General features: G+C 68.6%; 21 protein-coding genes. 12 read left to right on the top strand and 9 right to left on the bottom strand.

Features of this window, described 5'->3' with window-relative positions; translation table 11 throughout:
- The first annotated feature begins 341 nt into the window (after positions 1 to 341).
- The 4 genes from ACIOJD_RS19605 to ACIOJD_RS19620 all read left to right on the top strand — a co-directional run bounded on the left by ACIOJD_RS19605 (position 342) and on the right by ACIOJD_RS19620 (position 5,313).
- Positions 342 to 4,181, top strand: a complete 3,840-nt coding sequence (locus tag ACIOJD_RS19605) for a GH92 family glycosyl hydrolase (protein ID WP_401915037.1) — start codon at positions 342 to 344, stop codon at positions 4,179 to 4,181.
- 186 nt (positions 4,182 to 4,367) lie between these two features.
- Positions 4,368 to 4,892, top strand: a complete 525-nt coding sequence (locus tag ACIOJD_RS19610; protein ID WP_401915039.1) for a DUF5753 domain-containing protein — start codon at positions 4,368 to 4,370, stop codon at positions 4,890 to 4,892.
- A gap of 11 nt (positions 4,893 to 4,903) precedes the next feature.
- On the top strand, positions 4,904 to 5,110 hold the full coding sequence (locus tag ACIOJD_RS19615; protein WP_401915041.1) for a Scr1 family TA system antitoxin-like transcriptional regulator: 207 nt from the start codon (positions 4,904 to 4,906) through the stop codon (positions 5,108 to 5,110).
- On the top strand, positions 5,107 to 5,313 hold the full coding sequence (locus ACIOJD_RS19620; protein ID WP_401915044.1) for a DUF397 domain-containing protein: 207 nt from the start codon (positions 5,107 to 5,109) through the stop codon (positions 5,311 to 5,313). The genes ACIOJD_RS19615 and ACIOJD_RS19620 overlap by 4 nt, the downstream gene beginning before the upstream one ends.
- A 15-nt stretch (positions 5,314 to 5,328) precedes the next feature.
- Here ACIOJD_RS19620 and ACIOJD_RS19625 read toward each other — a convergent pair whose 3' ends face one another.
- The 4 genes from ACIOJD_RS19625 to ACIOJD_RS19640 all read right to left on the bottom strand — a co-directional run bounded on the left by ACIOJD_RS19625 (position 5,329) and on the right by ACIOJD_RS19640 (position 12,031).
- The gene (locus ACIOJD_RS19625; RefSeq protein ID WP_401915046.1) at positions 5,329 to 7,314 is read right to left on the bottom strand and encodes a tetratricopeptide repeat protein; all 1,986 of its coding nucleotides are present in this window, start codon (positions 7,312 to 7,314) and stop codon (positions 5,329 to 5,331) included.
- 246 nt (positions 7,315 to 7,560) lie between these two features.
- Positions 7,561 to 7,830 (bottom strand): hypothetical protein, encoded by a 270-nt coding sequence (locus ACIOJD_RS19630; RefSeq protein ID WP_401884081.1) that lies wholly within the window; start codon positions 7,828 to 7,830, stop codon positions 7,561 to 7,563.
- Between the two features lie 308 nt (positions 7,831 to 8,138).
- Positions 8,139 to 10,853, bottom strand: a complete 2,715-nt coding sequence (gene acnA / locus ACIOJD_RS19635; protein ID WP_401915049.1) for an aconitate hydratase AcnA — start codon at positions 10,851 to 10,853, stop codon at positions 8,139 to 8,141.
- 272 nt (positions 10,854 to 11,125) lie between these two features.
- Positions 11,126 to 12,031, bottom strand: a complete 906-nt coding sequence (locus tag ACIOJD_RS19640; RefSeq protein WP_401915052.1) for a helix-turn-helix transcriptional regulator — start codon at positions 12,029 to 12,031, stop codon at positions 11,126 to 11,128.
- A 199-nt stretch (positions 12,032 to 12,230) separates the two neighbouring features.
- Between ACIOJD_RS19640 and ACIOJD_RS19645 the strand changes: the two genes are divergently transcribed.
- Positions 12,231 to 13,142 carry an alpha/beta hydrolase gene (locus tag ACIOJD_RS19645; RefSeq protein ID WP_401915557.1) on the top strand — a complete coding sequence of 304 codons (912 nt, stop codon included), beginning with the start codon at positions 12,231 to 12,233 and terminating at the stop codon, positions 13,140 to 13,142.
- 87 nt (positions 13,143 to 13,229) lie between these two features.
- Here ACIOJD_RS19645 and ACIOJD_RS19650 read toward each other — a convergent pair whose 3' ends face one another.
- Positions 13,230 to 13,859, bottom strand: a complete 630-nt coding sequence (locus tag ACIOJD_RS19650; RefSeq protein WP_401915055.1) for a dihydrofolate reductase family protein — start codon at positions 13,857 to 13,859, stop codon at positions 13,230 to 13,232.
- Between the two features lie 341 nt (positions 13,860 to 14,200).
- Between ACIOJD_RS19650 and ACIOJD_RS19655 the strand changes: the two genes are divergently transcribed.
- The 4 genes from ACIOJD_RS19655 to ACIOJD_RS19670 all read left to right on the top strand — a co-directional run bounded on the left by ACIOJD_RS19655 (position 14,201) and on the right by ACIOJD_RS19670 (position 17,538).
- Positions 14,201 to 14,590 (top strand): peptidase inhibitor family I36 protein, encoded by a 390-nt coding sequence (locus ACIOJD_RS19655; RefSeq protein ID WP_401915056.1) that lies wholly within the window; start codon positions 14,201 to 14,203, stop codon positions 14,588 to 14,590.
- 150 nt (positions 14,591 to 14,740) lie between these two features.
- Positions 14,741 to 14,944: a DUF4236 domain-containing protein gene (locus ACIOJD_RS19660; protein ID WP_401915059.1), complete on the top strand. Its 204-nt coding sequence runs from the start codon at positions 14,741 to 14,743 to the stop codon at positions 14,942 to 14,944.
- A 207-nt stretch (positions 14,945 to 15,151) separates the two neighbouring features.
- Complete coding sequence (locus tag ACIOJD_RS19665) at positions 15,152 to 16,681, top strand: helix-turn-helix domain-containing protein (protein WP_401915061.1); 1,530 nt, start codon at positions 15,152 to 15,154, stop codon at positions 16,679 to 16,681.
- Between the two features lie 266 nt (positions 16,682 to 16,947).
- Entirely contained in the window at positions 16,948 to 17,538 is a 591-nt protein-coding gene (locus ACIOJD_RS19670; RefSeq protein ID WP_401915064.1) for a TetR/AcrR family transcriptional regulator, read from the top strand.
- Between the two features lie 104 nt (positions 17,539 to 17,642).
- Here the strand turns inward: ACIOJD_RS19670 and ACIOJD_RS19675 are convergent, their stop codons facing one another.
- Positions 17,643 to 18,869 (bottom strand): serine hydrolase domain-containing protein, encoded by a 1,227-nt coding sequence (locus ACIOJD_RS19675; RefSeq protein WP_401915066.1) that lies wholly within the window; start codon positions 18,867 to 18,869, stop codon positions 17,643 to 17,645.
- Positions 18,870 to 19,311: 442 nt separating this feature from the next.
- Here ACIOJD_RS19675 and ACIOJD_RS19680 point away from each other — a divergent pair, with 442 nt between their 5' ends.
- Entirely contained in the window at positions 19,312 to 20,031 is a 720-nt protein-coding gene (locus ACIOJD_RS19680) for a hypothetical protein (RefSeq protein WP_401915067.1), read from the top strand.
- A 10-nt stretch (positions 20,032 to 20,041) separates the two neighbouring features.
- A complete protein-coding gene (locus ACIOJD_RS19685) occupies positions 20,042 to 20,512 on the top strand; it encodes a hypothetical protein (RefSeq protein ID WP_401915070.1) in 471 nt (156 codons plus the stop codon).
- Between the two features lie 79 nt (positions 20,513 to 20,591).
- Here ACIOJD_RS19685 and ACIOJD_RS19690 read toward each other — a convergent pair whose 3' ends face one another.
- From ACIOJD_RS19690 to ACIOJD_RS19700, 3 genes are all read right to left on the bottom strand, one after another.
- Positions 20,592 to 21,845, bottom strand: coding sequence for an MFS transporter (locus ACIOJD_RS19690; RefSeq protein WP_401915073.1), 1,254 nt, complete (start codon positions 21,843 to 21,845; stop codon positions 20,592 to 20,594).
- Between the two features lie 102 nt (positions 21,846 to 21,947).
- Positions 21,948 to 22,856 (bottom strand): YceI family protein, encoded by a 909-nt coding sequence (locus tag ACIOJD_RS19695; protein ID WP_401915076.1) that lies wholly within the window; start codon positions 22,854 to 22,856, stop codon positions 21,948 to 21,950.
- Between the two features lie 77 nt (positions 22,857 to 22,933).
- Positions 22,934 to 24,688 carry an FAD-dependent oxidoreductase gene (locus ACIOJD_RS19700; RefSeq protein ID WP_401915079.1) on the bottom strand — a complete coding sequence of 585 codons (1,755 nt, stop codon included), beginning with the start codon at positions 24,686 to 24,688 and terminating at the stop codon, positions 22,934 to 22,936.
- A 701-nt stretch (positions 24,689 to 25,389) separates the two neighbouring features.
- Here ACIOJD_RS19700 and ACIOJD_RS19705 point away from each other — a divergent pair.
- The gene (locus ACIOJD_RS19705) at positions 25,390 to 26,343 is read left to right on the top strand and encodes a glycoside hydrolase family 6 protein (RefSeq protein WP_401915081.1); all 954 of its coding nucleotides are present in this window, start codon (positions 25,390 to 25,392) and stop codon (positions 26,341 to 26,343) included.
- Positions 26,344 to 26,448 lie beyond the last annotated feature (105 nt).

The raw sequence follows: 26,448 nt of genomic DNA on the forward strand, positions 1-26,448 counted from the left end.
TGCGTCTGTGCGAGTGCGTCGATGAGGGCGCGTCGTTTGTGGACGCGTCGGCCGTCTCGATCGTGAAGACCGGTGCAGATGCCGACAGGTATAGTCCACTTCCGGTCAACTGGGCAAGATCGTAAGCAGGTTTGGGCGGCAGACTTTCCCTAGTTGAGACCTCGTGGATACCTGAGCCGGTTGTGTACCCATTCGACCACGCCGGCCATCCCGGAATGTCCAATTCCGGACACGCCGTATCACCAACACCCTTGACACCTCTGCACACTTGACCCCTACTTGACCCTGCGCTCCCACGTGACAACGTTGTCCAAATTGGTACGCAGGAGGAAAGGCTCGGTATGCAGCAGAGAACCGGACCCCGGCGCAGACAATGGCATACAGCCGCCCTGGTGGCGACCGCCTCATTGCTCGTCGTGACAGCGCCGTCCGCCGCCATAGCGCAGCCCGCCCAACCCCGTTCGGCGGAAAAGGAATTCTCCTCCTCATTCGAGGAGGAAGATCCGCAACCGGCTTGGCGCAACACCGTCGAAGTGGGACCCGATGGAAAGAAACGGGCATCAGGCGTCGACGGCGGCTTCACAGGAGGAATTCCGGGCAATGTCACCGACCGGGTCGTCGACCTGCGCGCGAGCGGCGAGAACACCAACGGTGGCGAGACCAAGGAAAACCTGATCGATGTCCAGTCGGCCACGAAATGGCTGGCGTTCACCCCCACCGCCTGGGCCGAGTTCGACCTGGACCAGCCGGTCAAGGTCGTCACCTATGCCCTGACCTCGGCGAACGACCACGCGGAGCGCGACCCCAAGGACTGGACGCTCCAGGGCTCCACCGACGGGAAGCGGTGGCAGGACCTGGACTCCCGGAAGGGCGAGACCTTCAAGGAGCGGTTCCGGACAACGTCGTACGAGATCGCCAACGCGACCGCGTACCAGCACTACCGGCTCGACATCACCGCCAACAACGGCGCCTCCGACGCGACACAACTGGCCGATGTCCAGTTCTCCGACGGCGATACGAGCACCCCTGCGCCACAGGACATGCACACCCGGACCGACCGCGGCCCGGCCGGCTCCCCCACCGCCAAGGCCGGCGCCGGGTTCACCGGGAAGAGGGCGCTGAAGTACGCGGGCACGCACAAGCCGGACGGGCGGGCGTACTCGTACAACAAGGTCTTCGACGTCCACACGGCCGTGCGCCGCGACACCGCGCTTTCGTACCGGATCTTCCCCGCCCTCCCCGAGACCGACCTGAACTACCCCGCGACCAACGTGTCGGTCGATCTCGCGTTCACCGACGGCACCTATCTGAGTGATCTGAAGGCCGTCGACGCGCACGGCGGGCCGCTGACCCCGCAGGGCCAGGGCGCGGCCAAGCGCCTCTACGTCAACCAGTGGAACCAGGTCGACTCCCGGATCGGCTCCGTCGCCGCCGGCAGGACCGTCGACCGGATCCTGGTGGCGTACGACTCCCCCAAGGGCCCCGCGAAGTTCCAGGGCTGGATCGACGACATCTCGATCGCCCCCAAGGCCCCGGAGAAGCCGCCGGCGCACCTGTCGGACTACGCGTCCACCACACGCGGCACGAACTCCAGCGGCTCCTTCTCGCGCGGCAACAACTTCCCCGCGACCGCCGTGCCCAACGGTTTCAACTTCTGGACGCCGGTGACCAACGCCGGTTCGACCAGCTGGCTGTACGAGTACGCGCGCGGCAACAACGCCGACAATCTGCCGACCGTGCAGGCCTTCAGCACCAGCCATGAGCCGAGCCCCTGGATGGGCGACCGGCAGACCTTCCAGATGATGCCGTCGGTCGCGGAGGGCACGCCCGACGCGTCCCGTACGGCTCGGGCGCTGCCCTTCCGGCACGAGAACGAGACGGCGAAGCCGCACTACTACGGCGTCACGTTCGAGAACGGCCTCAAGACCGAGATGACGCCGACCGACCACGCGGCGATGATGCGCGTCACCTATCCAGGTGACAACGCGAGCATGGTCCTCGACAACATCTCCAACGCCGGTGGCCTGACCCTCGATCCTCAGACCCGTTCCTTCACGGGCTTCTCCGACGTGAAGAGCGGCCTGTCGGCCGGTGCGACCCGGCTCTTCGTGTACGGCGTCTTCGACGCGCCCGTCACCGCGAGCGGGAAGCCGACCGGCGGCGCGGGCCCCGACGTCACCGGCTATCTGCGCTTCGACGCGGGCGAGGACCGTACGGTCACGCTGCGCCTGGCGACCTCGCTGATCAGCGTCGACCAGGCCAAGAAGAACCTCGCCGACGAGATCCCCGCCGGCACGCGATTCGAGCGGGTCAAGGACCGGGCGCAGAAGGCCTGGGACGACATCCTGGGCCGGGTGGAGGTGGAGGGCGCGGACCACGACCAGCTGACCACGCTCTACTCCAGCCTCTACAGGCTGTATCTGTATCCCAACTCCGGCTTCGAGAACACGGGATCGAAGTCCCGCCCCAGGCAGCAGTACGCCAGCCCCTTCTCCCCGAAGACCGGCCCCGACACTCCGACGCACACGGGCGCGAAGATCGTCGACGGCGAGGTCTACGTCAACAACGGCTTCTGGGACACGTACCGCACCACCTGGCCCGCGTACTCCTTCCTCACCCCGAAGAAGGCGGGCAAGCTGGTGGACGGCTTCGTCCAGCAGTACAAGGACGGCGGCTGGATCTCCCGCTGGTCCTCCCCCGGCTACGCCGACCTGATGACCGGCACCAGTTCGGACGTGGCCTTCGCCGACGCCTATGTGAAGGGCGTCGACTTCGACGCGGAGGCGGCGTACGAAGCGGCGCTGAAGAACGCGACGGTGGCGCCGCCCAGTTCGGGCGTCGGCCGCAAGGGCATGGAGACGTCGCCGTTCCTCGGCTACGCCTCCACGGAGACCCATGAGGGGCTCTCCTGGTCACTGGAGGGCTACCTCAACGACTACGGCATCGCCGAGATGGGCGAGGCGCTCTACAAGAAGACGAAGAAGAAGCGCTACCGGGAGGAGTCGGCGTACTTCCGCAACCGCGCCCAGGAGTACGTCTCGCTCTTCGACCAGAAGGCCGGCTTCTTCCAGGGCCGGAACCTGAAGGGCGACTGGCGGGTGCCCTCGGACACGTACGACCCGAGGATCTGGGGCTACGACTACACGGAGACGAACGGCTGGGGCTACGCCTTCACCGCGCCCCAGGACTCGCGCGGCCTGGCCAACCTGTACGGCGGGCGAGCGGGCCTCGGGCAGAAGCTGGACACGTACTTCTCCACCCCCGAGACGGCCGCTCCCGAGTTCGTCGGCTCGTACGGCGGGGTCATCCATGAGATGACCGAGGCGCGCGACGTACGGATGGGGATGTACGGCCACTCCAACCAGGTCGCCCACCACGCCACGTACATGTACAACGCGGCCTCGCAACCCTGGAAGACCCAGGAGAAGGTCCGCGAGGTCCTGGACCGCCTGTACACCGGCAGCGAGATCGGCCAGGGCTACCACGGCGACGAGGACAACGGCGAGCAGTCGGGGTGGTACCTCTTCTCCTCTCTCGGCTTCTACCCGCTGGTGATGGGCTCCGGGGAGTACGCGATCGGCTCGCCGCTCTTCAAGAAGGTCACCGTGCGCCTGGACAACGGCCGCAAGCTGGTGGTCAAGGCCCCGAAGAACAGCGCGAAGAACATCTACGTGCAGGGGCTGAAGGTCAACGGCAAGTCCTGGAACTCGACGGCGCTTCCGCACAAGGTGGTCGCACGCGGCGGCACGATCGAGTTCGCCATGGGCCCGAAGCCGTCGTCCTGGGGTACGGGGAAGAAGGCGGCCCCCGTCTCGATCACCACGGACGACAGGACGCCGACACCGCGCACGGACGCGCTGACCGGGTCGGGCGCGCTCTTCGACAACTCGTCGCGTACGGAGGGAGCCGTCGAGTCGGTGGACCTGCCGGTCGCGTCGGCCACGAAGGCGGTCCAGTACACGCTGACATCGTCCAAGTCGGCTCAGGCGCCGGGGAGTTGGGTGCTCCAGGGGTCGGCCGACGGCACGGCCTGGAAGACCCTGGACAGCCGGTCGGAACAGTCCTTCACCTGGGACAAACAGACCCGGGTCTTCACCGTGGCCAAGCCGGGGACGTACGAGAAGTACCGCTTGGTGAGCGATGCTCCGGCGAGCCTGGCGGAGGTGGAACTGCTGCGGTAGGAGCGTGAGTTGAGGGAGCGGGGCACCGGCGCGCGCCGGTGCCCCGCTCTTTCGCGCTTTCCGCACACGAGGAGCGACTGTAGAGATACGTTGAGTTACATGACTCACTCCAAGGACCAGGACCCGTACGCGAACCCAAGAGCGTTTTACGGAGCAGAACTTCGCCGGTTGCGCGAGGACGCCGGATTGACTCAGGCGCAACTCGGGATGCGGGCCTTCTGCTCGGGCAGCTACATCGGCCAGTTCGAGGCGGTGCTGAGACGGCCTCAAGTGGACCTGTCGCGCACGATGGACGAGGTACTGGGAAGCGGCAAGCATCTCCAGCGGCTGGCGAAGCTGGCCCGCGCGTCGAAGGTCGCGGAGTATTTCGCGGAAGCGGCCGCACTTGAGCCACTGGCCAAAGTCATCTGCGAATACGCGCCGGTGCTGGTACCGGGCCTGTTGCAGACGGAGGCCTACGCGCGGGCTCTCACCCGTACGGCGAATCCATTCGCGTCGGAAGAGTACGTGGAGGAACTGGTACGGGCCCGGATGGACCGTCAGAAGATCCTCGACAGCGATACGGCACCCGTCGTCTGGGAAATTCTGCACGAGGCGGTACTCCTGGCACCGATCGGCGGTCCTGACGTGATGCGCCAACAGCTCCTGCACATCACCGAGTTGATGAAGAGGCCCAAGGTGGTGGTCCAGATCATGCCCTTCATCGGCTGAGGGAGGCGTTCATGGACAGCATGGTTTCGATCATGACCTTCCACGACTCTCCGCCCGTCGTCTACACCGAGGGCGGAGGCAGCGGCCATCTGATCGAAGAATCGGCCCTGGTCGAACAGAACCAGCGGGCATACGATCTCGCCAGGGCCGCCGCCATGTCACCAGCGGCCTCCCGGGCCCTACTCGCATCGATGGCGGAGGACGACAAGACCCCATGAGCACAACACACGCTCTGATCCAGGCACGTTGGCGCAAGTCGACCTACAGCGACGGCACCGGCGGTAACTGCGTCGAGGTCGCCGACGGTATCCCCGACGTGGTCCCCGTACGCGACAGCAAGCGCACCGACGGCCCCGCCCTCATCTTCCGCGCCGACGGCTGGACATCCTTCGTCAACGCGATCAGGACAGACGGGCTCTGATCCGTACGGCACCGTTCAACCGGCCTCGGACAGCTTCCGCTCGATGTCTCCGCGCGTTCCGACAGCCCGGGGGTCGTCATACCCGGCCAGGAGTTGCAGCGCCTCCGTCCAGTGCCGGACGGCCTCGTCCGGGTCCTTGTCGAGCAATGCCTCGGCCAGGCCGTCCAGGGCCATCGCCTCGTCCCACGTATCGCCGAGTTCGTGGTGGGCGGCGACGGCCTGGCGGTGGAACTGCGCCGCCTCTTCCTGGCGGTCGAGTCGGACGTACGTCCGGCCGACCCCTTGCCAGGCCAGTGCCTCCCGGCTCTGGTTGCCGAGGCGGCGGTGGAGCGTGGCCGATCTCTGGTACGAGGTCAGCGCCTCGCCGAACTGGCCGTTCGCCTGCTGGGCGTCGCCCAGGGTGAGGAGCCAGTAGCCCTCCAGCCGGTGATCACGCAGGGTGAGGGCGATCTCCAGTGCCTCGCGCGCCGATTCGAGCCCCTTCTCCGTTTCTCCCTGCTCGCACTCCAGGTGGCTCAGCAGGCGCAGGATGTTGCCCTCGCCCCGCTGGTTGTCGAGGGCGCGGTGTGCCTCCAGCGCTTGGTGGGCGACGGTGGTGGCCTCCGGGAGGCGACCCGCGCGGTAGTGGGTGCTGGCGAGGTTGGAGAGGGTGGTGGCCTCCCAGTGGGCGGAGTTCAGCTCCTGGAAGAGTGCGCTGGCCTGCTCGAAGTGGTCGGCGGCCTCGGTCAGTTCCCTGACACGGAGGTGGTTCAGACCGAGCAGGTTGAGCGAGTGCGCCTCACCGGACCGGTCGCCCAGCTCACGCCGGATCCCCAGCGCCTCGATATGGCTCGCCCGGCTCTCGGCATGGCGGTTGACCCGCGTACAGTTCACGCCGTTCTCGGTGATGAGCTGGGCTTCTCCGGCGCGGTCGCCCGACCGCCGGGCCGCCGCGAGGCCGATGTGGCCGACGGTCAGCCAGTCGGCGACGGGAGCCGAGGGGAACTGGGCGCTCGCCAGGACGGCTGCCAACTGCCAGGCCAGCCGGTCGTGTCCGTTCGCCGCGGCCCGTACGGCCTGGAGCAGGTTGACGTGGTCGCGCTCCGCCCAGTCCACGGCGGTGTCGTAGTCGGCGAAGGACAGCGGCCGCACGCCGTCCGACGGCGGGTCGAGCTCCAGGTGGGGTTCGGCGGGGCTGATCCAGCTCTGGGCCGCGTCGGCGGTGTGCAGATACCAGTCCAGCACGCGCCGCAGCGCGGCCTCCCGCTCCTCGGCCGGCTCCTCGTGCTGCGCCTGGTCGGTGGCGTAGGCCCGCAGCAGGTCGTGGAACTGGTAGCGGTCCGGCGCGGTCTGCTCCAGCAGATGGGCGCCGACCAGGGAGTCCAGCAGCTGCCGGGTCCGCGCGACGGTCAGTCCGGCGAGGGCGGCGGCGGCGTGGAGGCCGAACTCGGGACCGGGGTGCAGCCCCAGCAGACGGAACAGCCGCGCGGCCCGGTCGGGCAGGGCCCGGTAGGACCAGGCGAATACGGTACGAACCGCTTCGGCCTCCTCGTCGTCGCCCGTGCTGAGCGCGTCCCACAGGGCGCTCTCGTCCCGCAGGTCGGCGATGAGGTCGTCCAGCCGCATGTGCGGGTGGCTCGCGGCGCGTTCGGCGGCGATCCGCAGGGCCAGCGGCAGCCGCGCGCACAGCTCGGCCAGCTCGGTGAGCTTGGCCTGGTCGTCCTCCGGCCGGTATCCGGCGGTGACGGCGCGCAGCAGGGCGACGGCTTCCGGTTGCGGCAGTGTGCCCAGCGTGAGCCGACGCGCGCCGTCGCGGACGGCCAGGCCGGAGAGCCGGCTCCGGCTGGTGACGACGACTAAACTCCCCGGGCTGCCGGGCAGCAGCGGACGGACCTGGCCGACCGTGGCGGCGTTGTCGAGGACGATCAGTACCCGGCGATCGGCCAGCAGGGAGCGGTACAGCGCGGCCGCGGCGTCGGGATCCTGCGGCACCGACCGGGCGTCGATGCCGAGGGCGGGCATGAAGCGGTGCAGTGCCTCCTGGGCCGTGACCGGCTCCCCCGGGTCGTAGCCACGCAGGTTGACGTACAGCTGCCTCGGGAGAGGGCGTCCCTGCTGGCGTTTCCCTGTTCCTCGAAGTGCTGTCGGCGTTCCAGCTTCCAGGAGTCCCGGCCTTGAATCGCCGCGTCACGTTCCCGGAAATCACGTCGGTAGACTTCTCGTACGAGCCGCTCGCCGAACTCGGGGCGGAGGACCGGTGCATGGAGGTCAAGCATCGGCGATATCCGTCTTCGCCGAACTGAGCATGTTCCCGGGAATGACGACCAGTCGTTCGTCGGCGGCGAGAGCGACACCCTCGGGAAGTCGCGGGGCGTAGTGGGAAGTGAGGTCCCTGCCGATCACCGCTATATCACCGTTGTCGAGCTGCCAGATGTCCGGGCATTCATCTCCTTTGTCGGAGATACCCAGCTCCTTGGCCGACTTTCCCAGTCGCCGCTCGAATAACGCGGACGGGTCGGCCTCCCAGGAACGTGTCACGCCTGCCTCCATCTGAGATTGGTTGAGCGCGAAACTGCTCAACATTATAGATGTGACTGATTACACAGAGCAACACACGCCGGGAACGAGTTCACGCCATCACCGGCGGCGCCCCCGGCCCATTCATCGTTCCCAGGTCCGCCGGTTCGCATGTCGACCGGTTCGCACGTCCACCGGATCTTCCCGGCACGCCCCCTATGCGGAGGGGCCGCGCCCCGTACACATAGGTACGGGACACGGCCCCCGGCCGGGTGGCGGGTGACCCGTAACAGGTAACCCGCCGCCCTTCTCCGCTACTTCCCTGCCCGTTACTTGCGGATCAGGCTGCGCAGCACGTACTGCATGATGCCGCCGTTGCGGTAGTAGTCCGCCTCGCCCGGGGTGTCGATACGGACGACCGCGTCGAACTCCACGCCGGTGTCCGTCGTGACCTTGACCGTGCTCGGGGTCGAGCCGTTGTTGAGGTCCGTCACTCCGGTGAAGGAGAAGGTCTCCTCACCCGTCAGGCCCAGCGCCTCGGCCGAGGCGCCCTCCGGGTACTGGAGCGGGAGCACGCCCATGCCGATCAGGTTCGAGCGGTGGATGCGCTCGTAGGACTCGGCGATGACGGCCTTCACGCCGAGCAGCGCGGTGCCCTTCGCGGCCCAGTCGCGGGACGAGCCCGAGCCGTACTCCTTGCCCGCCAGGACGACCAGCGGGGTGCCGGCGGCCTGGTAGTTCTGGGAGGCGTCGTAGATGAAGGAGACCGGAGCGTCCGCGACGGTGAAGTCGCGGGTGTAGCCGCCTTCGGTGCCAGGCGCGATCTGGTTGCGCAGGCGGATGTTGGCGAAGGTGCCACGGATCATGACCTCGTGGTTGCCCCGTCGGGAACCGTACGAGTTGAAGTCACGGCGCTCGACGCCGTGCTCGTTGAGGTACTTGCCGGCCGGGGTGTCGGCCTTGATCGCACCGGCGGGGGAGATGTGGTCGGTGGTGACCGAGTCGCCCAGCTTGGCGAGCACGCGGGCACCGGTGATGTTCTCGACCGGGCTGGTCTCCATCGTCATGCCCTCGAAGTACGGGGGCTTACGGACGTAGGTGGACTGCGGGTCCCACTCGAAGGTGTTGCCGGTCGGGATCGGCAGCGCCTGCCACTGCGCGTCGCCCGCGAAGACGTCCTGGTAGGACTTGTTGAACATGTCCTCGCCGATGGCGTTGGCCACGACGTCGTTGACCTCGGCCTCGGTGGGCCAGATGTCCGCGAGGTGGACCGGCTTGCCGTCCTGGTCGATGCCCAGGGCGTCCTTGGTGATGTCCACCTTCATGGAGCCGGCCAGGGCGTACGCGACGACCAGCGGCGGCGACGCCAGGTAGTTCATCTTGACGTCGGGGTTGATCCGGCCCTCGAAGTTACGGTTGCCGGAGAGCACCGAAGTGACGGCCAGGTCGTGCTCGTTGACGGCCTTGGAGACCTCCTCCGGCAGCGGTCCCGAGTTGCCGATGCAGGTGGTGCAGCCGTAGCCGACGAGGTTGAAACCGACCTTGTCGAGGTACGGGGTGAGACCCGCCTTGTCGAAGTAGTCGGTGACGACCTTGGAGCCCGGGGCGAGGGTGGTCTTGACCCACGGCTTGCGGGTCAGGCCCTTCTCGACCGCCTTCTTGGCCACCAGCGCGGCGGCGACCATGACGTACGGGTTCGAGGTGTTGGTGCAGGAGGTGATCGCGGCGACGGTGACGGCGCCGTGGTCGATCTCGTACGTCGAACCGTCGGGGGCCGTGACCAGCGTCGGGCGGCTCGGCACGCCGTTGGCGGAGGCCGGGGCGTCGGAGGCCGGGAAGGACTCCTTGCCCGCCTCCTCGTCCTCGGAGACGTAGTTGCGTACGTCCTGCGCGAACTTCTCCTTGGCCTCGGCCAGGATGATGCGGTCCTGCGGGCGCTTCGGACCGGCGATCGACGGGACGACCGTGGAGAGGTCGAGCTCCAGCTTCTCGGAGAAGTCGGGCTCGGCGGCCGGGTCGAGCCAGAGGCCCTGCTCCTTGGCGTACGCCTCGACCAGGGCGACCTGCTGGTCGCTGCGGCCGGTCAGGCGCAGGTACTTCAGCGTCTCGTCGTCGATCGGGAAGATCGCGGCGGTCGAGCCGAACTCCGGCGACATGTTGCCAATGGTGGCGCGGTTCGCGAGGGAGGTGGCGGCGACGCCCTCACCGTAGAACTCCACGAACTTGCCGACGACGCCGTGCTTGCGCAGCATCTCGGTGATCGTGAGGACCAGGTCGGTGGCGGTGGTGCCGGCGGGCAGCTCGCCCGTCAGCTTGAAGCCGACGACGCGCGGGATGAGCATCGAGACGGGCTGGCCGAGCATCGCGGCCTCGGCCTCGATGCCGCCGACGCCCCAGCCCAGCACGCCGAGGCCGTTGACCATGGTGGTGTGGGAGTCGGTGCCGACGAGGGTGTCGGGGTACGCCTGGCCGTTACGGATCATGACCGTACGGGCCAGGTGCTCGATGTTGACCTGGTGGACGATGCCGGTGCCGGGCGGGACGACCTTGAACTCGTCGAAGGCGGTCTGGCCCCAGCGCAGGAACTGGTAGCGCTCCTTGTTACGGCCGTACTCCAACTCCACGTTCTGCGCGAAGGAGTCCGCCGTACCGAACTTGTCGGCGATGACGGAGTGGTCGATGACCAGCTCGGCCGGGGCCAGCGGGTTGATCTTCGCCGGGTCGCCGCCCAGCTCCTTCACGGCCTCACGCATGGTGGCGAGGTCCACGACACAGGGCACACCGGTGAAGTCCTGCATGATCACGCGGGCCGGGGTGAACTGGATTTCCTGGCTCGGCTGCGCCTGGGAGTCCCAGGAGCCGACGGAGCGGATGTGGTCGGCGGTGATGTTCGCGCCGTCCTCGGTTCGGAGGAGGTTCTCCAGCAGCACCTTCAGGCTGTAAGGGAGGCGGGCTGACCCCTCGACCTTGTCCAGCCTGAAGATCTCGTAGGACTCGTCGCCCACGCGCAGCGTGCTGCGGGCGTCGAAGCTGTTCGCCGACACGACAGTCTCCTTCATCAATGTGCGCGTACTACTGCCATGCTGCCGCCACGATTCTTCGTCGATCCGCTAAGGTAAGGCTTAGTTAGGTAACCCTTACAGATCGGCGGCTGCGGTACGCCTTCGGTAGATATCTCGATGTCGAGATAACTCTAGTACATGACCGCCGCTCGGTCATGCCCAGGCTCGGGTCGGTCCGACCTCTCGGCCCCGTACGCCGCGCGGCGGCGTCGCGTTCTTCACCGCCTGGCTCGTTCCGGGGCGCGCGCCCCTGATCACTTCCCGTGGCGGCTGTCGTACGTGGCCGGCCTGCCGTTCGCCTGGTCGGGGCGGGCCGCCCACTGGAGGAGGAAACGCAGTGCTTCCTGGGAGGGAGAGTCGGGTGGGGCGGTGTACGCGACCAGTTGCTGGTCGGGTTGCGTGTCGACGGAGAACTGCTGGACATCCAGGGTGATGCTCCCCACGACGGGGTGGACGTAGGTCTTGGTGAGCTGTCGCGGACCGCGGACCCGGTGACTGGCCCACCAGGTACGGAAGTCCGGATCGCGCATGCTCAACTCGCCGATCAGCGCGGCGATGACCTGATCTTCGGGGTGGCGGCCCGCTTCCATGCGCAGAACGGCCACACACTCGCGCGCGGCGCGCGGCCAGTCCGCGTACAGCGCGCGGTAGGCGTCGTCGAGGAAGGTCAGCCGGATCAGGTTGCGTTCGGGCGGGGCGAGCGCGCCGAAGTCGGTGAGCAGGGCCGCCGCGCCCCGGTTCCAGGCCAGGACGTCCATGCGCCGGTTGAGAATCATGGCGGGGATGTCGTGCATGGCCGCGAGCATCTGCCGCAGCTGCGGGTCGACCTGCTGCCTGCCCGGTCTCGGCGTGGGAGCGCCGGGGGCGACGTCGGCGACGGTGAAGAGGTAGGCGCGTTCGTCCGCGGCGAGTCGCAGTGCGTCGGCGAGCGCGTCAAGGACCGGGCGGGAGACCCGGCGGGTGCGCCCCTGCTCCAGGCGGACGATGTAGTCGATGCTCACGTGTGCGAGCTGGGCCAGCTCCTCGCGGCGCAGGCCCGGTACCCGGCGTGGACGGCCGTCGTCGGGAAGGCCGACCTGGTGCGGGGTGAGGGCGGCGCGGCGGGAACGCAGGAAGTCGCCGAGCTCGTTGCCGCCGGAAGCGTTGTCCTGGAGTTCCATGACTCAAGTGTCCGCAGACGGACGGCCGCGCGCCTGGTACTGGCGTGCATAGGCAGCGCCCTCCCTGGTACCCCTCACGCGCCGACGCCACCGTGGATGTGTGGCCGCCAGGCGGGAGGCCACCGGAGCCCGCCCACCGCGAGCCCGTCCCACCGCGAGCCGTCCCTCTGTGAGCCTGTCCCTCTGTGATCGGAGCACCATCGTGAGAACCGACGTCACCTTCCCCAGCGCCGGTCTGAACCTCGCCGGCCACCTGTACACGCCGGACGACGGGGCCGTCGGCCCGCGCCCGGCGATCGTCGTCGGCCACCCCGGCAGCGGCGTGAAGGAGCAGACCGCCGCCCTGTACGCGCTTCGCCTGGCCGAGCAAGGCTTCGTCGCCCTCGCGTTCGACGCCGCCTACCAGGGCGAGAGCGAGGGCGAGCCACGCGGCCTGGAGGACCCGGCCCACCGGGTCGAGGACATCAAGGCCGCGGTCTCCTTCCTCACCACCCGTGACGAGGTCGACGCGGACCGCGTCGGAGCGCTGGGCATCTGCGCCTCCGGCGGCTACGCCCTCGCCGCGACGGCGTCCGACCACCGGATCAAGGCCGTCGCCACCGTCAGCGCCACGGACATCGCCCGCCAGTTCCGCGAAGGCGCCGACGGCACCCAGGACCCGGCCGTCTTCCAGGACATGCTCACCGCGGCCTCGGCGGCACGGACCGCCGAGGCCCGCGGTGAGGGAGTCCAGACGTTCCCGCTCTTCCCCGACACGGCCGAGCAGGCCCGCGCGCTGGGTGGCCGTCACGCCGTGGAGGGCTGGGAGTACTACTGCTCCGACCGCGCTCAGCACTCACGCTCGGCGAAGGCCTTCACCTGGTCCAGCATCGACCGCATGGCCTGCTTCGACGCCTTCCGCTTCGCCCAGCTGATCGCGCCCCGCCCGCTCCTCATGATCGCCGGACGCGAGGCGGTGACCTCCTGGATGAGCGTGGAAGCGTTCCAGAACGCCCGCGTCCCGAAGGAACTCCACTGGATCGACGGCGCCAGTCACGTCGATCTCTACGACAAGGAGCCGTACGTCGGGCTCGCGGTCGAAAAGCTGACCGGCTTCTTCCGGCAGGCGTAGGGGTGGGCCGCCGATCCGTGGATCTCACCGACCGGTGAGTAGCCAGGCGGACGAACCCGGCCTGCCGTCCGGGAAGGTCGGGCATCCTCACTCCTGCTCGTCCAGCTCGAAGGATCCGTAGACGGGCTTCCCCGCCCGTTCGTAGGCGCAGTACTGCACGCCCACGCTGCTGGTGCGGGACTCCGTGAGCTTCCAGGCGGCGGGGGCGGCACCCTCGTGGAAGAGCCGCTTGCCGGTGCCGAGGATCACGGGGTTGACGAGCAGCCGGTACTCGTCGACGAGGTCGTGCTCCTGGAGGGTGCCGATGAGAGCGCTGCTGCCCTGCGTCATGATCACGCCGTCGAGTTGCTCCTTGAGCCGTGCGACGGACTGTGCGGCCTCGCCCTTCAGCAGGTGGGAGTTGTTCCACTCCAGGTTGTCCCGGGTGCGCGAGGCGACGTACTTGGGCATGGAGTTGAGCTTCACGGCGATCGGGTTGTTCTCGTCGGTGACGCGGGGCCAGTAGCCGGCGAAGATGTCGTAGGTCTCCCTGCCGAGCAGGAGATGGTCGGCGGTCCGCTCGAAGATCCCGATCATGAGGTCCATGAAATCCTCGTCGACGTACGGGACCTGCCAGCCGCCGTGCTCGAAGCCTTCGTCGACGTCCTCGCCCGGACCGCCCGGTGCCTGCATGACGCCGTCCAGGGTGACGAACGCGGTGACGATCAGCTTGCTCATGATGCCGCCTTTCGGGGTGGTGTGCGGAATCCGCCGGAGCCCGGTACCAGGTATCCGCCTGCACTCGATATCCGCTTGTACCCGTTTTGACTCCCCGGGCGGTGAGAACTCATCGCCACGCGCCCAGGGGCGCTTCCGGGCCCTTGGGCGCGTGGCGAGGCGGCGGGCGCGTGGCGAGGCGGCGGGGAGGCGGCAAGCGCGGCAGATCGCGCCGGGGGCAGAGGCGTGCCGCGGGCGGCGGTGTGCGCTTCGGGCGCCCCCGTTTCGCCTCTGCCCGCGCATGTCCCGCCCGTGCCAGGCTTCTACCGTCCCGGACGCCATCAGGAAAAGGGGTTCTTCCCATGAACCGGATCACCGCGCTCGTCGTGGCCTCGATCGCCCTGGCAGGTGGCCTCGGCACCGGCCCCACCGCGACCGCGACCGACCGCGCCGGAGCCACCAACAGCGCGCAGGCCGCATACAGTTGCTCTCCCGGGAACTTCTGTATCTACAGCGACTGGAAGGGCGGCGGAACACGCTGCCAATGGCCGGACAGCAGGAAAGCCAACACTGCCGACAACTGCTCCTTCATCCAGCGGGGGCAGAATGTCCGCTCCCTGTGGAACTCGACCGGCCATCGCGTTCAGTACTACACAAAGACCAACTACAACGCACGGGTCGGTTCGACCCCGGCCGGACAGGGCGGCAACCTCCAGGGGAGCTACCAGATCCGCTCCTTCAAGCCGCAGTAGACCGTCACACGTACGGCTTTCCGGAGAGACAGCGGTTCCGGAGAGTCGGCGGATCCGGAGAGACGGCGGATCCGGAGAGACGTCGGACCGGCCGTCAGGACATGCATCGGCGCACGCGGGTAACACGTACTCCCGACGAAGGAGGCGCAGATGCCGCTCACATTCCGCAAGAGCTTCCGGATCCTGCCGGGGGTACGGCTCAACATCAACCGGCGCTCCTGGTCCATCACCACCGGTGGCGGCAAGCACGGCCCTCGGCACACGACGAGCAGCACCGGGCGGCGGACGACGTCGCTGGATCTGCCGGGACCGTTCGGATGGCGCAGGACGACGACCAAGCGGCGCGACCGCTGAGGCTGCCGTTCCCGCACCGCCGTACGGCGATTCCCGCACGCCGTACGGCTGGTGCCCCTACCCCGTACGGCGGTTTCCGTACCCCGTTCGGCGGCGCATCGGTGGCAGGCATTGCCCCGGGCTCGGAGGATCGGAGTCCGGGCTGCCGTCACCCCGACGGCCCATCCCAGCAAGGCTCTTATCTCACATATGAGATAGCCTTCACCCATGGCAGACGACTACCTCGTACGCATCGGCAAGCTCATCCGTGACGCCCGTCAGCATCGTGGCTGGACACAGAGCCAACTCGCCGAGGCCCTGGCTACCAGCCAGAGCGCCGTGAACCGCATCGAGCGGGGCAACCAGAACATCAGCCTTGAGATGATCGCGCGCATCGGTGAGGCGCTCGACAGTGAGATCGTGTCGCTCGGTTACTCCGGGCCCATGCACCTGCGCGTGGTCGGCGGCCGCCGGCTCTCCGGTTCCATCGACGTCAAGACGAGCAAGAACGCCTGCGTGGCGCTGCTCTGCGGCTCGCTGCTCAACAAGGGGCGCACGGTACTGCGCCGGGTGGCGCGTATCGAGGAGGTGTTCCGCCTCCTGGAGGTGCTCAACTCCATCGGCGTACGCACCCGTTGGATCAACGACGGGGTGGACCTGGAGATCGTGCCGCCCGCCGAGCTGGACATGGAGGCGATCGACGCGGAGGCGGCTCGCCGCACCCGCTCCATCATCATGTTCCTCGGCCCGCTGCTGCACCGGATGGACACCTTCCGGCTGCCGTACGCGGGCGGCTGCGACCTCGGTACGCGCACGATCGAGCCGCATATGATCGCGCTGCGCCGGTTCGGGCTCGACATCGCCGCGACGGAGGGCCTGTACCACGCACAGGTGGATCACTCGATCACACCGGGCCGCCCCATCGTCCTGACCGAGCGCGGCGACACCGTCACCGAGAACGCCCTGCTGGCCGCCGCCCGCCACGACGGCGCGACCGTCATCCGTAACGCCTCGTCCAACTACATGGTGCAGGACCTCTGTTTCTTCCTCGAGGCGCTGGGCGTACGGGTCGACGGCATCGGCTCGACCACCCTGACGGTGCACGGCCTGCCGAACATCGACGTGGACGTGGACTATTCCCCCTCCGAGGACCCGGTCGAGGCGATGAGCCTGATCGCCGCCGCCGTGGTCACCGAGTCCCAGCTGACCATCCGCCGGGTCCCGATCGAGTTCCTGGAGATCGAACTGGCGGTACTGGAGGAAATGGGGCTCGACCACGACCGCACCCCCGAGTACTCCGCCGACAACGGCCGTACGCGGCTGGTGGATCTGACCGTACGGCCCTCCAAACTGGAGGCGCCGATCGACAAGATCCACCCCATGCCGTTCCCGGGCCTCAACATCGACAATGTGCCGTTCTTCGCGGCCATCGCCGCGGTGGCGACAGGGCAGACCCTGATCCATGACTGGGTCTACGACAACCGCGCCATCTATCTGACGGACCTCAACCGCCTCGGTGGCCGCCTCCAACTGCTCGACCCGCACCGCGTGTTGGTGGAGGGGCCGACCCGCTGGCGCGCGGCCGAGATGATGTGCCCGCCGGCGCTGCGGCCCGCGGTGGTCGTGCTGCTGGCGATGATGGCGGCGGAGGGCACATCCGTACTGCGCAACGTCTATGTCATCAACCGCGGTTACGAGGATCTGGCGGAGCGGCTCAACTCGGTGGGCGCGCAGATCGACATCTTCCGCGACATCTGAAGGGCGGCCGCCGCCGCACCGTGTCCGACCCGCGAGGCCGCGGGGCAGGAGGGGGTGCGGCGGCGGCCGGGGGACCGCTCCGGAACGCCGCGGCCGAGGCCAGGAGCCGGCGGCCCCGCTCGTAGCTCCGCGTGCGCCACCGCGACAACGCGTGGCTTGGCCGTCGGACCCTGCTCTGACATCATAAGAAAACGGAACTTTGTTCCAGAAGGAGCGATACGGAATATCGCCCATGGGACAGGCTCGGCAGCGGAGGGAGCGGCGCGGTGAACGGCAGCGACGAGGGCACGGGGCAAGTGGCCCCGTCCAGGCGGGCGGATGCCCGGCGCAACAAGGAGACGCTGCTCGAGGCGGCCGCCGCTGTCTTCGTCACCTCAGGCGTGGAAGCGCCGGTACGCGACATCGCGGCCGAGGCGGGCGTCGGACTGGGCACGATCTACCGCCACTTTCCGACGCGCGCGGACCTCATCATCGCCGTCTACCGGCACCAGGTCGACGCCTGCGCCGAGGCCGGTCCCGCCCTGCTCGCGACCAGCGCGACTCCGCACGCCGCGCTGGGCCGGTGGATCAACCTCTTCGTCGATTTCCTGGTCACCAAACACGGACTCGCCGCCGTGCTCCAGTCGGACAACGCCGGCTTCGACACACTGCACGCCTATTTCCTCGACCGCCTCGTACCGGTGTGCACCCGACTGCTCGACGCCGCGACCGGTTCCGGTGAGATCCAGTCCGACCTGACGGCCTACGAGCTGATGCGCGGCGTCGGGAATCTCTGCATCGGAGCGGACGGCGATCCCGACTACGACGCACGTCGACTGGTCGAGCGGCTCATCGCAGGACTGCGGCAACCGCGCTGACCCGCGCCCCTCGCCCTCCTCGGCAACACTTCAGCTCTTGCCAACTGCACGTACCTGCAAGGGCATCGGCCGGGGACGGACCACCGCCCCCGGCCCCCCGGCCGCTACAGATCCGCGCCGGGCAGGCCCTCGGGCAGGGACTGCCGCGCGGTCGCGGGCGCGTCCGGGCAGAGCGCCTTCAGCAGATGGCCGACGATGGCGTCGTCGATCGGACTCGGCTGAGCCGTGCCGTCCGCGTTGAACCGCTGGTACTTCATCAGGTTCCAGCCCATGGAGAACTGGCGCTTGCCGTCGCGGCTCGACAGTGCGTACGTCCCGGCACCGAAGACCGCCCCGTCATGGCCCCAGAAACGGCCGCAGGGCAGGTCGAGGGCGTAGATGCCGAGCCCGTACTTCATCCCGCTCACCGGGACCGTGCGGAGCATCTCGGTGAGGGCGGCGGGGCCGATCAGCCCGCCGCCGAGCAGGGTGCGGTAGAAGCGGTTCAGGTCGTCCGTGGTGGAGACGACCGCGCCGGCGGTGTTCGCCCAGGACATGTCGTAGACGCTGTAGTCGCGGGGCGGGTCGATCAGGCCGTACCAGGACTCGTACATCCGGGGATGCGGTCCGGCGATGTACGGAGTGCGCGGGTAGCCGGTGTGGCGCAGCCCGGCCCGGTCGATGACGTTGCGGGTGATGTACGTCTCGGCGTCCTGGCCGGTGACTTTCGCCAGGATCAGTCCGGCGATCACATAGTTGGCGTTGGCGTACGTACCGGGGAGTTCACCCGGCTTGCCGGTGGCGGGGGCCGCCAGGCCGAACCGTACGAGTTCCTGGGGGCGGATCGAGCGGAAGCGCTCCTCGTCGAGGCTCGCGACCGAGTCGTCGGCGAGGGAGGGGAAGGCGCCGACGATGTAATCGCCGATGCCGCTGGTGTGGTTGAGGAGCATCCGTACGGTGACGGTCCGGCCCCGCTCCCCCGGGATCAGGTCCGGGACATAGTCGGCGACGGGCGCGTCGAGGGCTATCCGGCCACGTTCCACCTGCTGGAGTACGGCGACCGCAGTGAACGTCTTGGAGATGCTGCCGATCCGCTGGCGCATGCCCGGCTCGACCGGGCGCCCCGTGTCCACGTCCGCCACCCCGGTGGCTCCGGTCCACCGCTGGTCGCCCTCGCGCACGGAGGAGAAGGCGCCGTACATGCCGGCCGCGTGGACGGCGTCGAGGCTGCCGCGCAGGGCGCCCCGGTCCAGTCCTGCCCCGGTGTCCGACGCGGCGGAGGCCGTGGACACGGAGGTGGTCAACAACAGTGCGGCGCCCACAGCGGCGCCTACGATCCGGGCGAATCTCATGCGGGTCTCTCTCCTGGCATCCGGTCACTCGACATCGCGGTACGTGTCATCACGTCATGCGGCTTCTTGCCATGGGGCACAACGTCGCGTGCCACCACGGAATATGACGCCAATTCATTCGGAGCCAGCTCACGCGCCGTCCGGTCGCCTGCCATCCGGCCACTCCTCCCGTCCGCTCGCTCCACGAAGGGACGATTCTTCCGAACTCCGGTCGGGTGGCGCATCCTTCCGACGGGCCGCCGGCGCTCCACCCTTCGACCGATACGTTTCTGACGCATCGTCATCACGGGCGATTCGCACACGGGTGCATCTGAGGTACGGCGGATCACCTTCACCCCTCTGTCTCGAACACACCTTTCATTCATGTTTCACCAATGATCGGAACTCCCGGGTGGAAAAATCACGGACGTCATCGCAGCGAGCGAACGAGGGGAACCGCATCATGCGTCTTTCGTGGACAAAGGCCGCCGTCACGACCTGTGCCGCCCTGGCGATCTCGGCAACCGGGATCACCACCGCCCTGGCGGGCGCCGCCGGTCAGACACGTACGGGAGACCGCGCGGCCGCACAGGCGCCACGGGCGGGAGAACAGACCTTCAAAGCCACACAGTTCACCGAGGCGACGGAGTCCACGCTGAGCCTCACCCTGGACGCGGCCACCGGCGGCACACCCCAGAAGCTGTCGTCGGCCGACCGCAGGCGGATCGCCGGCCTCCTCGGTGCACCGGTCGGAGAACTCAACTCCGGCCGGTCGGCCGACGCCGCCGGCGGACCGGACGCCACCGGCAGGGCGAAAGGCCCCGCGACATTACGATGCGACAAGAACCCGAGCTGGAGCGACGCCCGCGGTACCCTGAACGCCCGCTTCAACTGCCATCACCACACGATCAACTGGGGCTACAAGATCTCCGCGCAGGTGCGGGCCGTCATCACCGGCAAGGTCACCGAGAAGGGTGTGTCATGGTGGAACAACGGCAAGCGGAAGCCGAACAACGCGGGCCATGTGGTGGCGAAGAACTATCACTTCCACGGCACGCTCAAGCCGGTGAAGCATGGTGACCACGTGCAGTTCCAGGACCACATGACGTTCCGGGTGAACATCGGCGGGAAGCCCGGTACCGGCACCCTCACCTGGGCCGCGGACGTCAAGGCGAAGAAGTAGCCGGCCCACGATGAACCTCGACACCGACTCCGTACGCGACTGGGCCGAGAGCATCCTCCGCCAGCTCGACGCACCTCCCGGGCACACGCTGGACGTCACACCGGCGGAGTCCGCGGACGCCCCCGGCCTCGCGAGCGGACCGGCCGGGTTCACCTCCAGCCTGCGGACGCACGGGGGCGTGAGCAGCCGCGCGCAGGGCACGCCGGAGGACGACGTCACTGTTGTGCGCGTGACTCTGGAGTACGCGGACGAGGCCTCGACCAGTGTGCTCGTCGACCTGGCCATGAGCGAGGACGACGCGGTGGCGCTACTGGCCGACCAGTTGCAGGACAGCGTGCTGGAGAACACCGGCGGCTCCCCGGCGCCCCCCTGCCCGGTCCCCCGCCACACCCACCCGGCGACGGCCCGAGTGGTGAACGGCACCGCCTCGTGGGTCTGTCCCCGGAACAGCACGTCCCGACCGATCCTCCCCACCCCGTAGGCACGCCGAGCCGCATGCCAAGGCTCGGTGCTCCCCCGGGCCACCCGGCCCGCCCGGAACCGGAGTCGAGGCTCCGGTGTCAGGCGCGGTCGACGGCTTCCTGGACTACGGCGGGCTTGCCGCCGGGCGCGTTCTCGCGGCGCGGGAGCAGCAGCGGGGTGGCCAGGAGGAGGACTCCGGCGGCCGCGATCGCGGTGCGGGGGCCGGTGACGGCGGCCAGCAGGCCCCACAGGGCGGTCAGGGCCGCGATGGCCGCGCTGCTGCTGATCGACCAGGCGGAGAGGGTGCGGACGACCCGGTCGGGTTCGGTGTGGCCGAGCCGGTAGGTGGCGAGTACCGGGTTGAACAGGCCGCAGCAGGTCACCAGGCCGAGCTGGACGGCGATGACGAGCACGATCCCGGGGACTCCGGGCTGGACGAACGCAAGTCCGAGGGGCCAGCACGCGCGCAGCGTTCCGGCGGTGAGCATCATCTTGTGCTGCCCGAACCGGGCCACGAGCCGGTGCGCGAGGCGTGAGCCGACCAGGCCGCCGACGCACGGGGCCGCGAAGACGAGACCGTACTGCCAGGGTGCGAACCCGAGGTGGTCCAGCAGGATGACGGCGAGCAGCGGCTCGGAGGCCATGATCAGGCCGTTGACCAGGATCGAGTTGAAGAACAGCGGACGCAGCGTGGGGTGGCCGAGGATATGACGCCAGCCTTCGAGCAGATCGCGTGCTCGCAGCCGCGGTGCACCGGTTCGCGCGGGGCTCGGTTCCGTACCGCCGATGGCGCGGATGCCCAGCGCCGAGAGCAGGTAGCCGGCCGCGTTGGCCACCACGGTCGTCACGGGGCCGAACAGCCCGATCGCGACCCCGCCGAGCGGTGGTCCGAGCATGGTCGAGGTCCATGTCGTGGACTCGAACCGGCTGTTCGCGACGAGCAGGTCCTCCGGCGCAACGAGCGCCTTCAGATACGCGCCACTGGCCGCGTTGAAAGCGATGTTGGCCGCGGCGACGACGACGGAGACGACGAGGAGCTGGGCGAAACCGAGCCGGCCGAGCGCGAACGCGGCGGGGACGCTCATCAGCGCCGCGAAGCGGATCAGGTCCATCGCCACCATGACCGGCCGTTTACGGCGGAACTCCACCCACGGGCCGAGCGGCACCGCGACCAGGGCTCCGACGGCCCGCCCCGCGGCGGCCAGCGCCGACACCTGGGCCGGTCCGGAGTCCAGCGCGAGGACCGCGATCAGGGCGAACGCGCCGAACCCGAGCCCTGTGCCGTACGAGCTGACCGCGAACGACGCCCATAACCAACCGAATGGGCGCCCCAGCGCCCGTCTGCCCGCCATCCCCGATACGCCTCTCGCCGCCCCGAACAGCCGCACGCCGACCACCGGCATCAAAGCGGGTCGGAGACGGCGAGAGCAAACAGCCGAGCAGCGGACCGGAGGCTATTCCGGCGGGGTCGGGGTCTCGTCGCAGCGGTACATCACCTGGACGTCCAGCTCCAGCTGGACGGTGGGCCCCACGATCGCGATGCCCCTGGCGAGCATATTCCCCCAATTCAGCGTGTACTCCTCCCGGTGGAGTTCGGTCCGGGCCTTGGCGGCGCACCGCAGTTCCTCGCCGTAGCCGCCGTTGACGGATCCGAGGTAGTCGGTCTCCAGCTGCACGGAGCGGCTGTTGCCGTGCAGGGTGAGGCTGCCGTGGATGGTCCACTTGTTGCCCGGCCGGGGCTGGAAGCGGTGGCTGACGAAGTAGATGTGCGGGTAGTTCTCCACGTCGAGGAAGTCCGCGGAGCGCAGGTGGTCGTCGCGGGTCTTGTTTCCGGTGGTGAGGCTGGAGGCGTCGATGGTGCACTCCGCGTAGGAGTCCTGCGGCCGTTCCCCGACCTGTACGCCGCCCTCGAAGCGGGTGAACCGGCCGTGCACATTGGCCATACCGACGTGGCGGGCGATGAACCGGATGGCGGTGTGCGGCGGGTCGAAGAGCCAGATGCCGGGCTCCGGCGGCTCCAGCGGGCGGGAGTGTTCCATCGCGATCCGCGACAGGTTCTGCCGGCCGGCGAAGATCTCGACCGTGGTCTGGACGGGCAGCAGACCGTCGGCCGTGATCAGTACGGAGTAGCGCCCGGTGGGCAGGCCGATGGTGAGCGTGCCGAACGGGTCGGTACGGCCCCTCATCACCACGTGTCCGGTGTGGTTCGCCTTCACCTGGACCTCGGCGCCGTCCAGCGGATGACCGACGGGACCGGCGACTTCGAGGGCGAGAACTCCTGCGGTCAGAGGGACCCGGGACAGCAGCGGGGTTTCCTTGCGGCTGCCCTTCGCCTTGTTGCGCCTGAGTAGCGAGAGGCCCATGGTGACCCTTCATTCGTGTGCGTGGTGGTCATTGAGCGGGTGGTGCTCGTGGCGTGCGTGGCGGTCTTCGTTACGTCTCACTCACCGTCCCGGGCCAGGATCTGCCCCAGTGCGAGGGTGAGAAGCTTCGCCGCCGCGGGATCCGCGCCGGGGTGGCGGAAGGCGATGTGGTTGTCGGGGCGTACCAGCAGGCAGCCGCCGTCACCGGTCTCCCGCAGTCGCGCCCAGTCGCCGTACGGGTCCTCGTACTCCTGCCCGGGGCCGATGACCGCGGTGGCGATCTCCAGTCCCCAGCGCCGGGAGGCGGCCTCGGCCGCCTCCAGCCAGCAGTCGCCGCCGATGCCCGTGATCACGGTGAACCGGCCCTGTCCGCCGAGGTCCAGTGTGGACAGACCGGTCCGTCCGCGTGTGATCCAGGCGTGGGGCAGCCGCGCACCCGGCCGGGTCGTCGGCTGGTAGTGCAGTTCGGCGTCCCGCGCGAAACCGGGATCGGGGGTGCCGTCGGGAACGACCGCCGCCGAGTCGTAGCGCTGGTTCATCTCCACACCGTGCGCGTTGAACTCGTACACCTTGGCGGCGATGGCCTCGCGGAGCCTGCCCCGGGCCGACTCGCCCTCGGGTGTGGCGGCCTTGCGCGCCTCCACCCGGCCCCACAACTCGTCCGGGTCGTCGGTCGAGAGCAGGTCGAGCGATTCGAAGAGGGGCAGGGTCTCGCCGATGCTCTTGTTGGCGCGCTCGACGATCTGCTTGCCCACCGGGACCCGCTCGGCGTCGTAGGTGTCCAGCAGGGCGGACGAAGCGGTGCCGTCGAGGACGAGTTTCAGCTTCCAGGCCAGGTTGTAGGCATCCTGTATGGACGTGTTGGAGCCGAGACCGTTGGACGGCGGATGACGGTGCACGGCGTCGCCCGCGCACAGCACCCGGCGGTCCCGGTAACGCTCGGCGTAGAGTTGGTTGACCGTCCACGACGAGGTGGAGGTGATCTTCACGGGTACGGTGTCGTCGCCGATGAGGGGGCGTATCACCGACAGTGCGTATTCCTCGGTGAGTTCGGGCGCGCCCTGGTCCAGATCGTAACCCCAGACCACCATCCATTCGTTCCAGGGGCGGACACAGCGCACCAGCCCCGCGCCTATCCCGCCGACGGTCGCTCCGGGGGCGAGTACCCAGTAAAGGGTGCCGGGACGGTGGGCGGTAAAGGCGCTGAGATCGGCCTCGAAGACGATGTTGAGGCTGCCCGCGATGCCAGTGCGGCCATTGACCGGCAGGGCGGAGTTCTCGGCGACTCTGCTGCGACCGCCGTCGGCGCCTATGAGGTATTTGGCGCGAATCTCGTAACGGTCGCCGCGCAGCCGGTCCTTGACCAGCGCGGTGACGCCTTCGTCGTCCTGCTCGTGCGACAGATACTCGGTATCGAATCGGAGCGAGGTGCCACGGGATACGGCGGCTTCGACGAGCACCGGTTCCAGCAGATGCTGGGGCATGTCGCACATGCGGCTCGGGCCGGCGAGTTCGTGGCGCGCGCGGACCAGCGGGTCGTTGCCCCAGGAACGCAGCCGGCCCAGCTCCTCACCGGCCAGGCTGGAGCAGAAGACGGTGTTGCTCATCAGGTGCTGCGGCGTGGCCTGCGCCACCACCCGGTCCTCGACTCCGAGGTCGCGCAGGACTTCCATCGTGCGCTGGTTGGTGATGTGCGCCCGGGGCGTGTCCGCGAGGGAGCCGTAGCGGGTCACGGCGATGTTCGGCACACCGTAGGTGCTGAGGGCGAGCGCCGCGCCTGCCCCCGCGGGACCAGTGCCCACGACAAGGACATCGGTCTCAATTCTCTGCACGGCTGAGCCACTCCTGTTCGCAAAGGTGAGGGGGACGGCGCAAGTGGTGCCGAAATACTAGCCCGCATAATGCACCCTTCAACTACGGGCTTGTGAGCACCCCTTGAAAAGCGATCAGCAACGCGGTCCATTTCGTGTGCAACATATGGACGGGAAGTGAATACACTTCGCCGAATGTTCATGAACTCTCGGGCTCCGTCGCCGAACTGCCTCTATTTTCCCGGTAATCGCGACCGCGCCCGGGGACGGTTCCCCGGGCGGGGTCGGCGCGATATGCGCGCGGGATGTGTCGCGGATCGTTACGAGAGCATCGCCATGTGAGTATCGCCATGTGAGTATCGCCATGGCGAGCGGCGATATGTGAGCGCCTTTACACGCGGCGTTACATGGGTGCCGTTGCATGCGCGGCGTTGCATGGGTGCCGTTGCATGCGTGGCGTTGCATGGGTGCCGTTCGGCATGACGACTCCTCAAGCACGGCGAGGTGATGACGGGTTCGCCGGCCGGCTTGTGGGCTGCCCTTCAAGGGCCTCGGCCGCGACCGCGCGACGCGCTGGAACGGACGGGCCGCTCGCCGCGGACGTGTGGACAGCCCGCCGACGCCGGTGGAGTGTGTTCCTTGCCCCGCAACACCCTTGCGCAGAAAGAGAATTCGCCATGACCGCAGAGTCACGTGTGCCTGTGCGATCCGTATCCCGACGTATGCCCCGCCTGCTCGCGGGTGCTGCCCTCGCGGTCGCCCTCGGCGCCATGTCACTCCTCGTCCCCCACCCGGCGTCCGCCGCCGACCCCACCACGCTGACCAGTGGGTTCTACGTCAGCCCGGACTCCTCACCGGCCGCCTGGGCCCGCGACAACCCCGGCGACTCGCGGGCCGCCCGTATCCACTCCTCCATAGGCTCGCGGCCGATCGCCCGCTGGTTCGGCACCGGCAGCAGCGCGTCGAGTGTCGCGAGCTACGTCGGTGCCGCGGACAGCCACGACAAGCTCCCCGTCCTCGTGGCGTACAACATCCCGGGCCGTGACGCCTGCGGCGGCCACTCGGGCGGCGGTGCGGGAAGCGTCGGCGCCTACCGCACCTGGATCGCGTCCTTCGCCGCGGCCATCGGGACGAAGCCCGCGGTGGTCGTCATCGAACCGGACGCGCTCGGCGACTTCGCCTGCATGTCCGCCGCACAGATCCAGGAACGCCTGGACATGCTCCGCTACGCCACCGAGAAATTCCGGGAGAAGGCGCCCAACACCTCCGCCTACCTCGACGGCGGCAACGCCGGCTGGGTTGCCCCGGCCACCATGGCGAGCCGTCTCAACTCGGCGGGCGTGCACAACATCCGCGGCTTCTCCGTCAATGTCTCCAACTACTACAGCACCGGCGCGTCCGTTTCGTATGCCTCCTCCGTCGACTCGGAACTCGGCGGCGCCGCCGGCTTTGTCGTCGACACCAGCCGCAACGGCAACGGCAAGGGCTCCAGCGGCGAGTGGTGCAACCCGGCCGGCCGCAAGCTGGGCACACCGCCCCAGACCGGCGGCGGAGCGGACATGCTGCTCTGGATCAAGACGCCGGGCAACTCGGACGGACAGTGCGGCATTGCCCCCACGGTCCCGGCCGGGGTGTTCAGTCCGGACATCGCGGTCCGCCTGATCGACGGCGTCTGACCGTAGACCGAGTCGACGCCCCCGCGGATCCCACCGGCGGCCCAGCCCGTTCGGCCACGTGCCGGACGGGCTCGCCGAAGCTCTCCGCCGCCACGAACGACTCCT

The sequence above is a fragment of the Streptomyces sp. NPDC088116 genome (assembly GCF_044741745.1).
GTDB lineage: Bacteria > Actinomycetota > Actinomycetes > Streptomycetales > Streptomycetaceae > Streptomyces.

Bases quoted from the DNA above. Each gene is read 5' to 3' on its own strand.
- ACIOJD_RS19705 (WP_401915081.1), top strand. From the start codon at position 25,390: ATGCCCCGCCTGCTCGCGGGTGCTGCCCTCGCGGTCGCCCTCGGCGCC.
- ACIOJD_RS19680 (WP_401915067.1), top strand. From the start codon at position 19,312: ATGCGTCTTTCGTGGACAAAGGCCGCCGTCACGACCTGTGCCGCCCTG.
- ACIOJD_RS19660 (WP_401915059.1), top strand. From the start codon at position 14,741: ATGCCGCTCACATTCCGCAAGAGCTTCCGGATCCTGCCGGGGGTACGG.
- ACIOJD_RS19650 (WP_401915055.1), bottom strand. From the start codon at position 13,859: ATGAGCAAGCTGATCGTCACCGCGTTCGTCACCCTGGACGGCGTCATG.
- ACIOJD_RS19655 (WP_401915056.1), top strand. From the start codon at position 14,201: ATGAACCGGATCACCGCGCTCGTCGTGGCCTCGATCGCCCTGGCAGGT.
- ACIOJD_RS19640 (WP_401915052.1), bottom strand. From the start codon at position 12,031: ATGGAACTCCAGGACAACGCTTCCGGCGGCAACGAGCTCGGCGACTTC.
- ACIOJD_RS19665 (WP_401915061.1), top strand. From the start codon at position 15,152: ATGGCAGACGACTACCTCGTACGCATCGGCAAGCTCATCCGTGACGCC.
- ACIOJD_RS19685 (WP_401915070.1), top strand. From the start codon at position 20,042: ATGAACCTCGACACCGACTCCGTACGCGACTGGGCCGAGAGCATCCTC.
- ACIOJD_RS19695 (WP_401915076.1), bottom strand. From the start codon at position 22,856: ATGGGCCTCTCGCTACTCAGGCGCAACAAGGCGAAGGGCAGCCGCAAG.
- ACIOJD_RS19675 (WP_401915066.1), bottom strand. From the start codon at position 18,869: ATGAGATTCGCCCGGATCGTAGGCGCCGCTGTGGGCGCCGCACTGTTG.
- ACIOJD_RS19625 (WP_401915046.1), bottom strand. From the start codon at position 7,314: ATGCCCGCCCTCGGCATCGACGCCCGGTCGGTGCCGCAGGATCCCGAC.
- ACIOJD_RS19690 (WP_401915073.1), bottom strand. From the start codon at position 21,845: ATGGCGGGCAGACGGGCGCTGGGGCGCCCATTCGGTTGGTTATGGGCG.
- ACIOJD_RS19605 (WP_401915037.1), top strand. From the start codon at position 342: ATGCAGCAGAGAACCGGACCCCGGCGCAGACAATGGCATACAGCCGCC.
- ACIOJD_RS19615 (WP_401915041.1), top strand. From the start codon at position 4,904: ATGGACAGCATGGTTTCGATCATGACCTTCCACGACTCTCCGCCCGTC.
- ACIOJD_RS19620 (WP_401915044.1), top strand. From the start codon at position 5,107: ATGAGCACAACACACGCTCTGATCCAGGCACGTTGGCGCAAGTCGACC.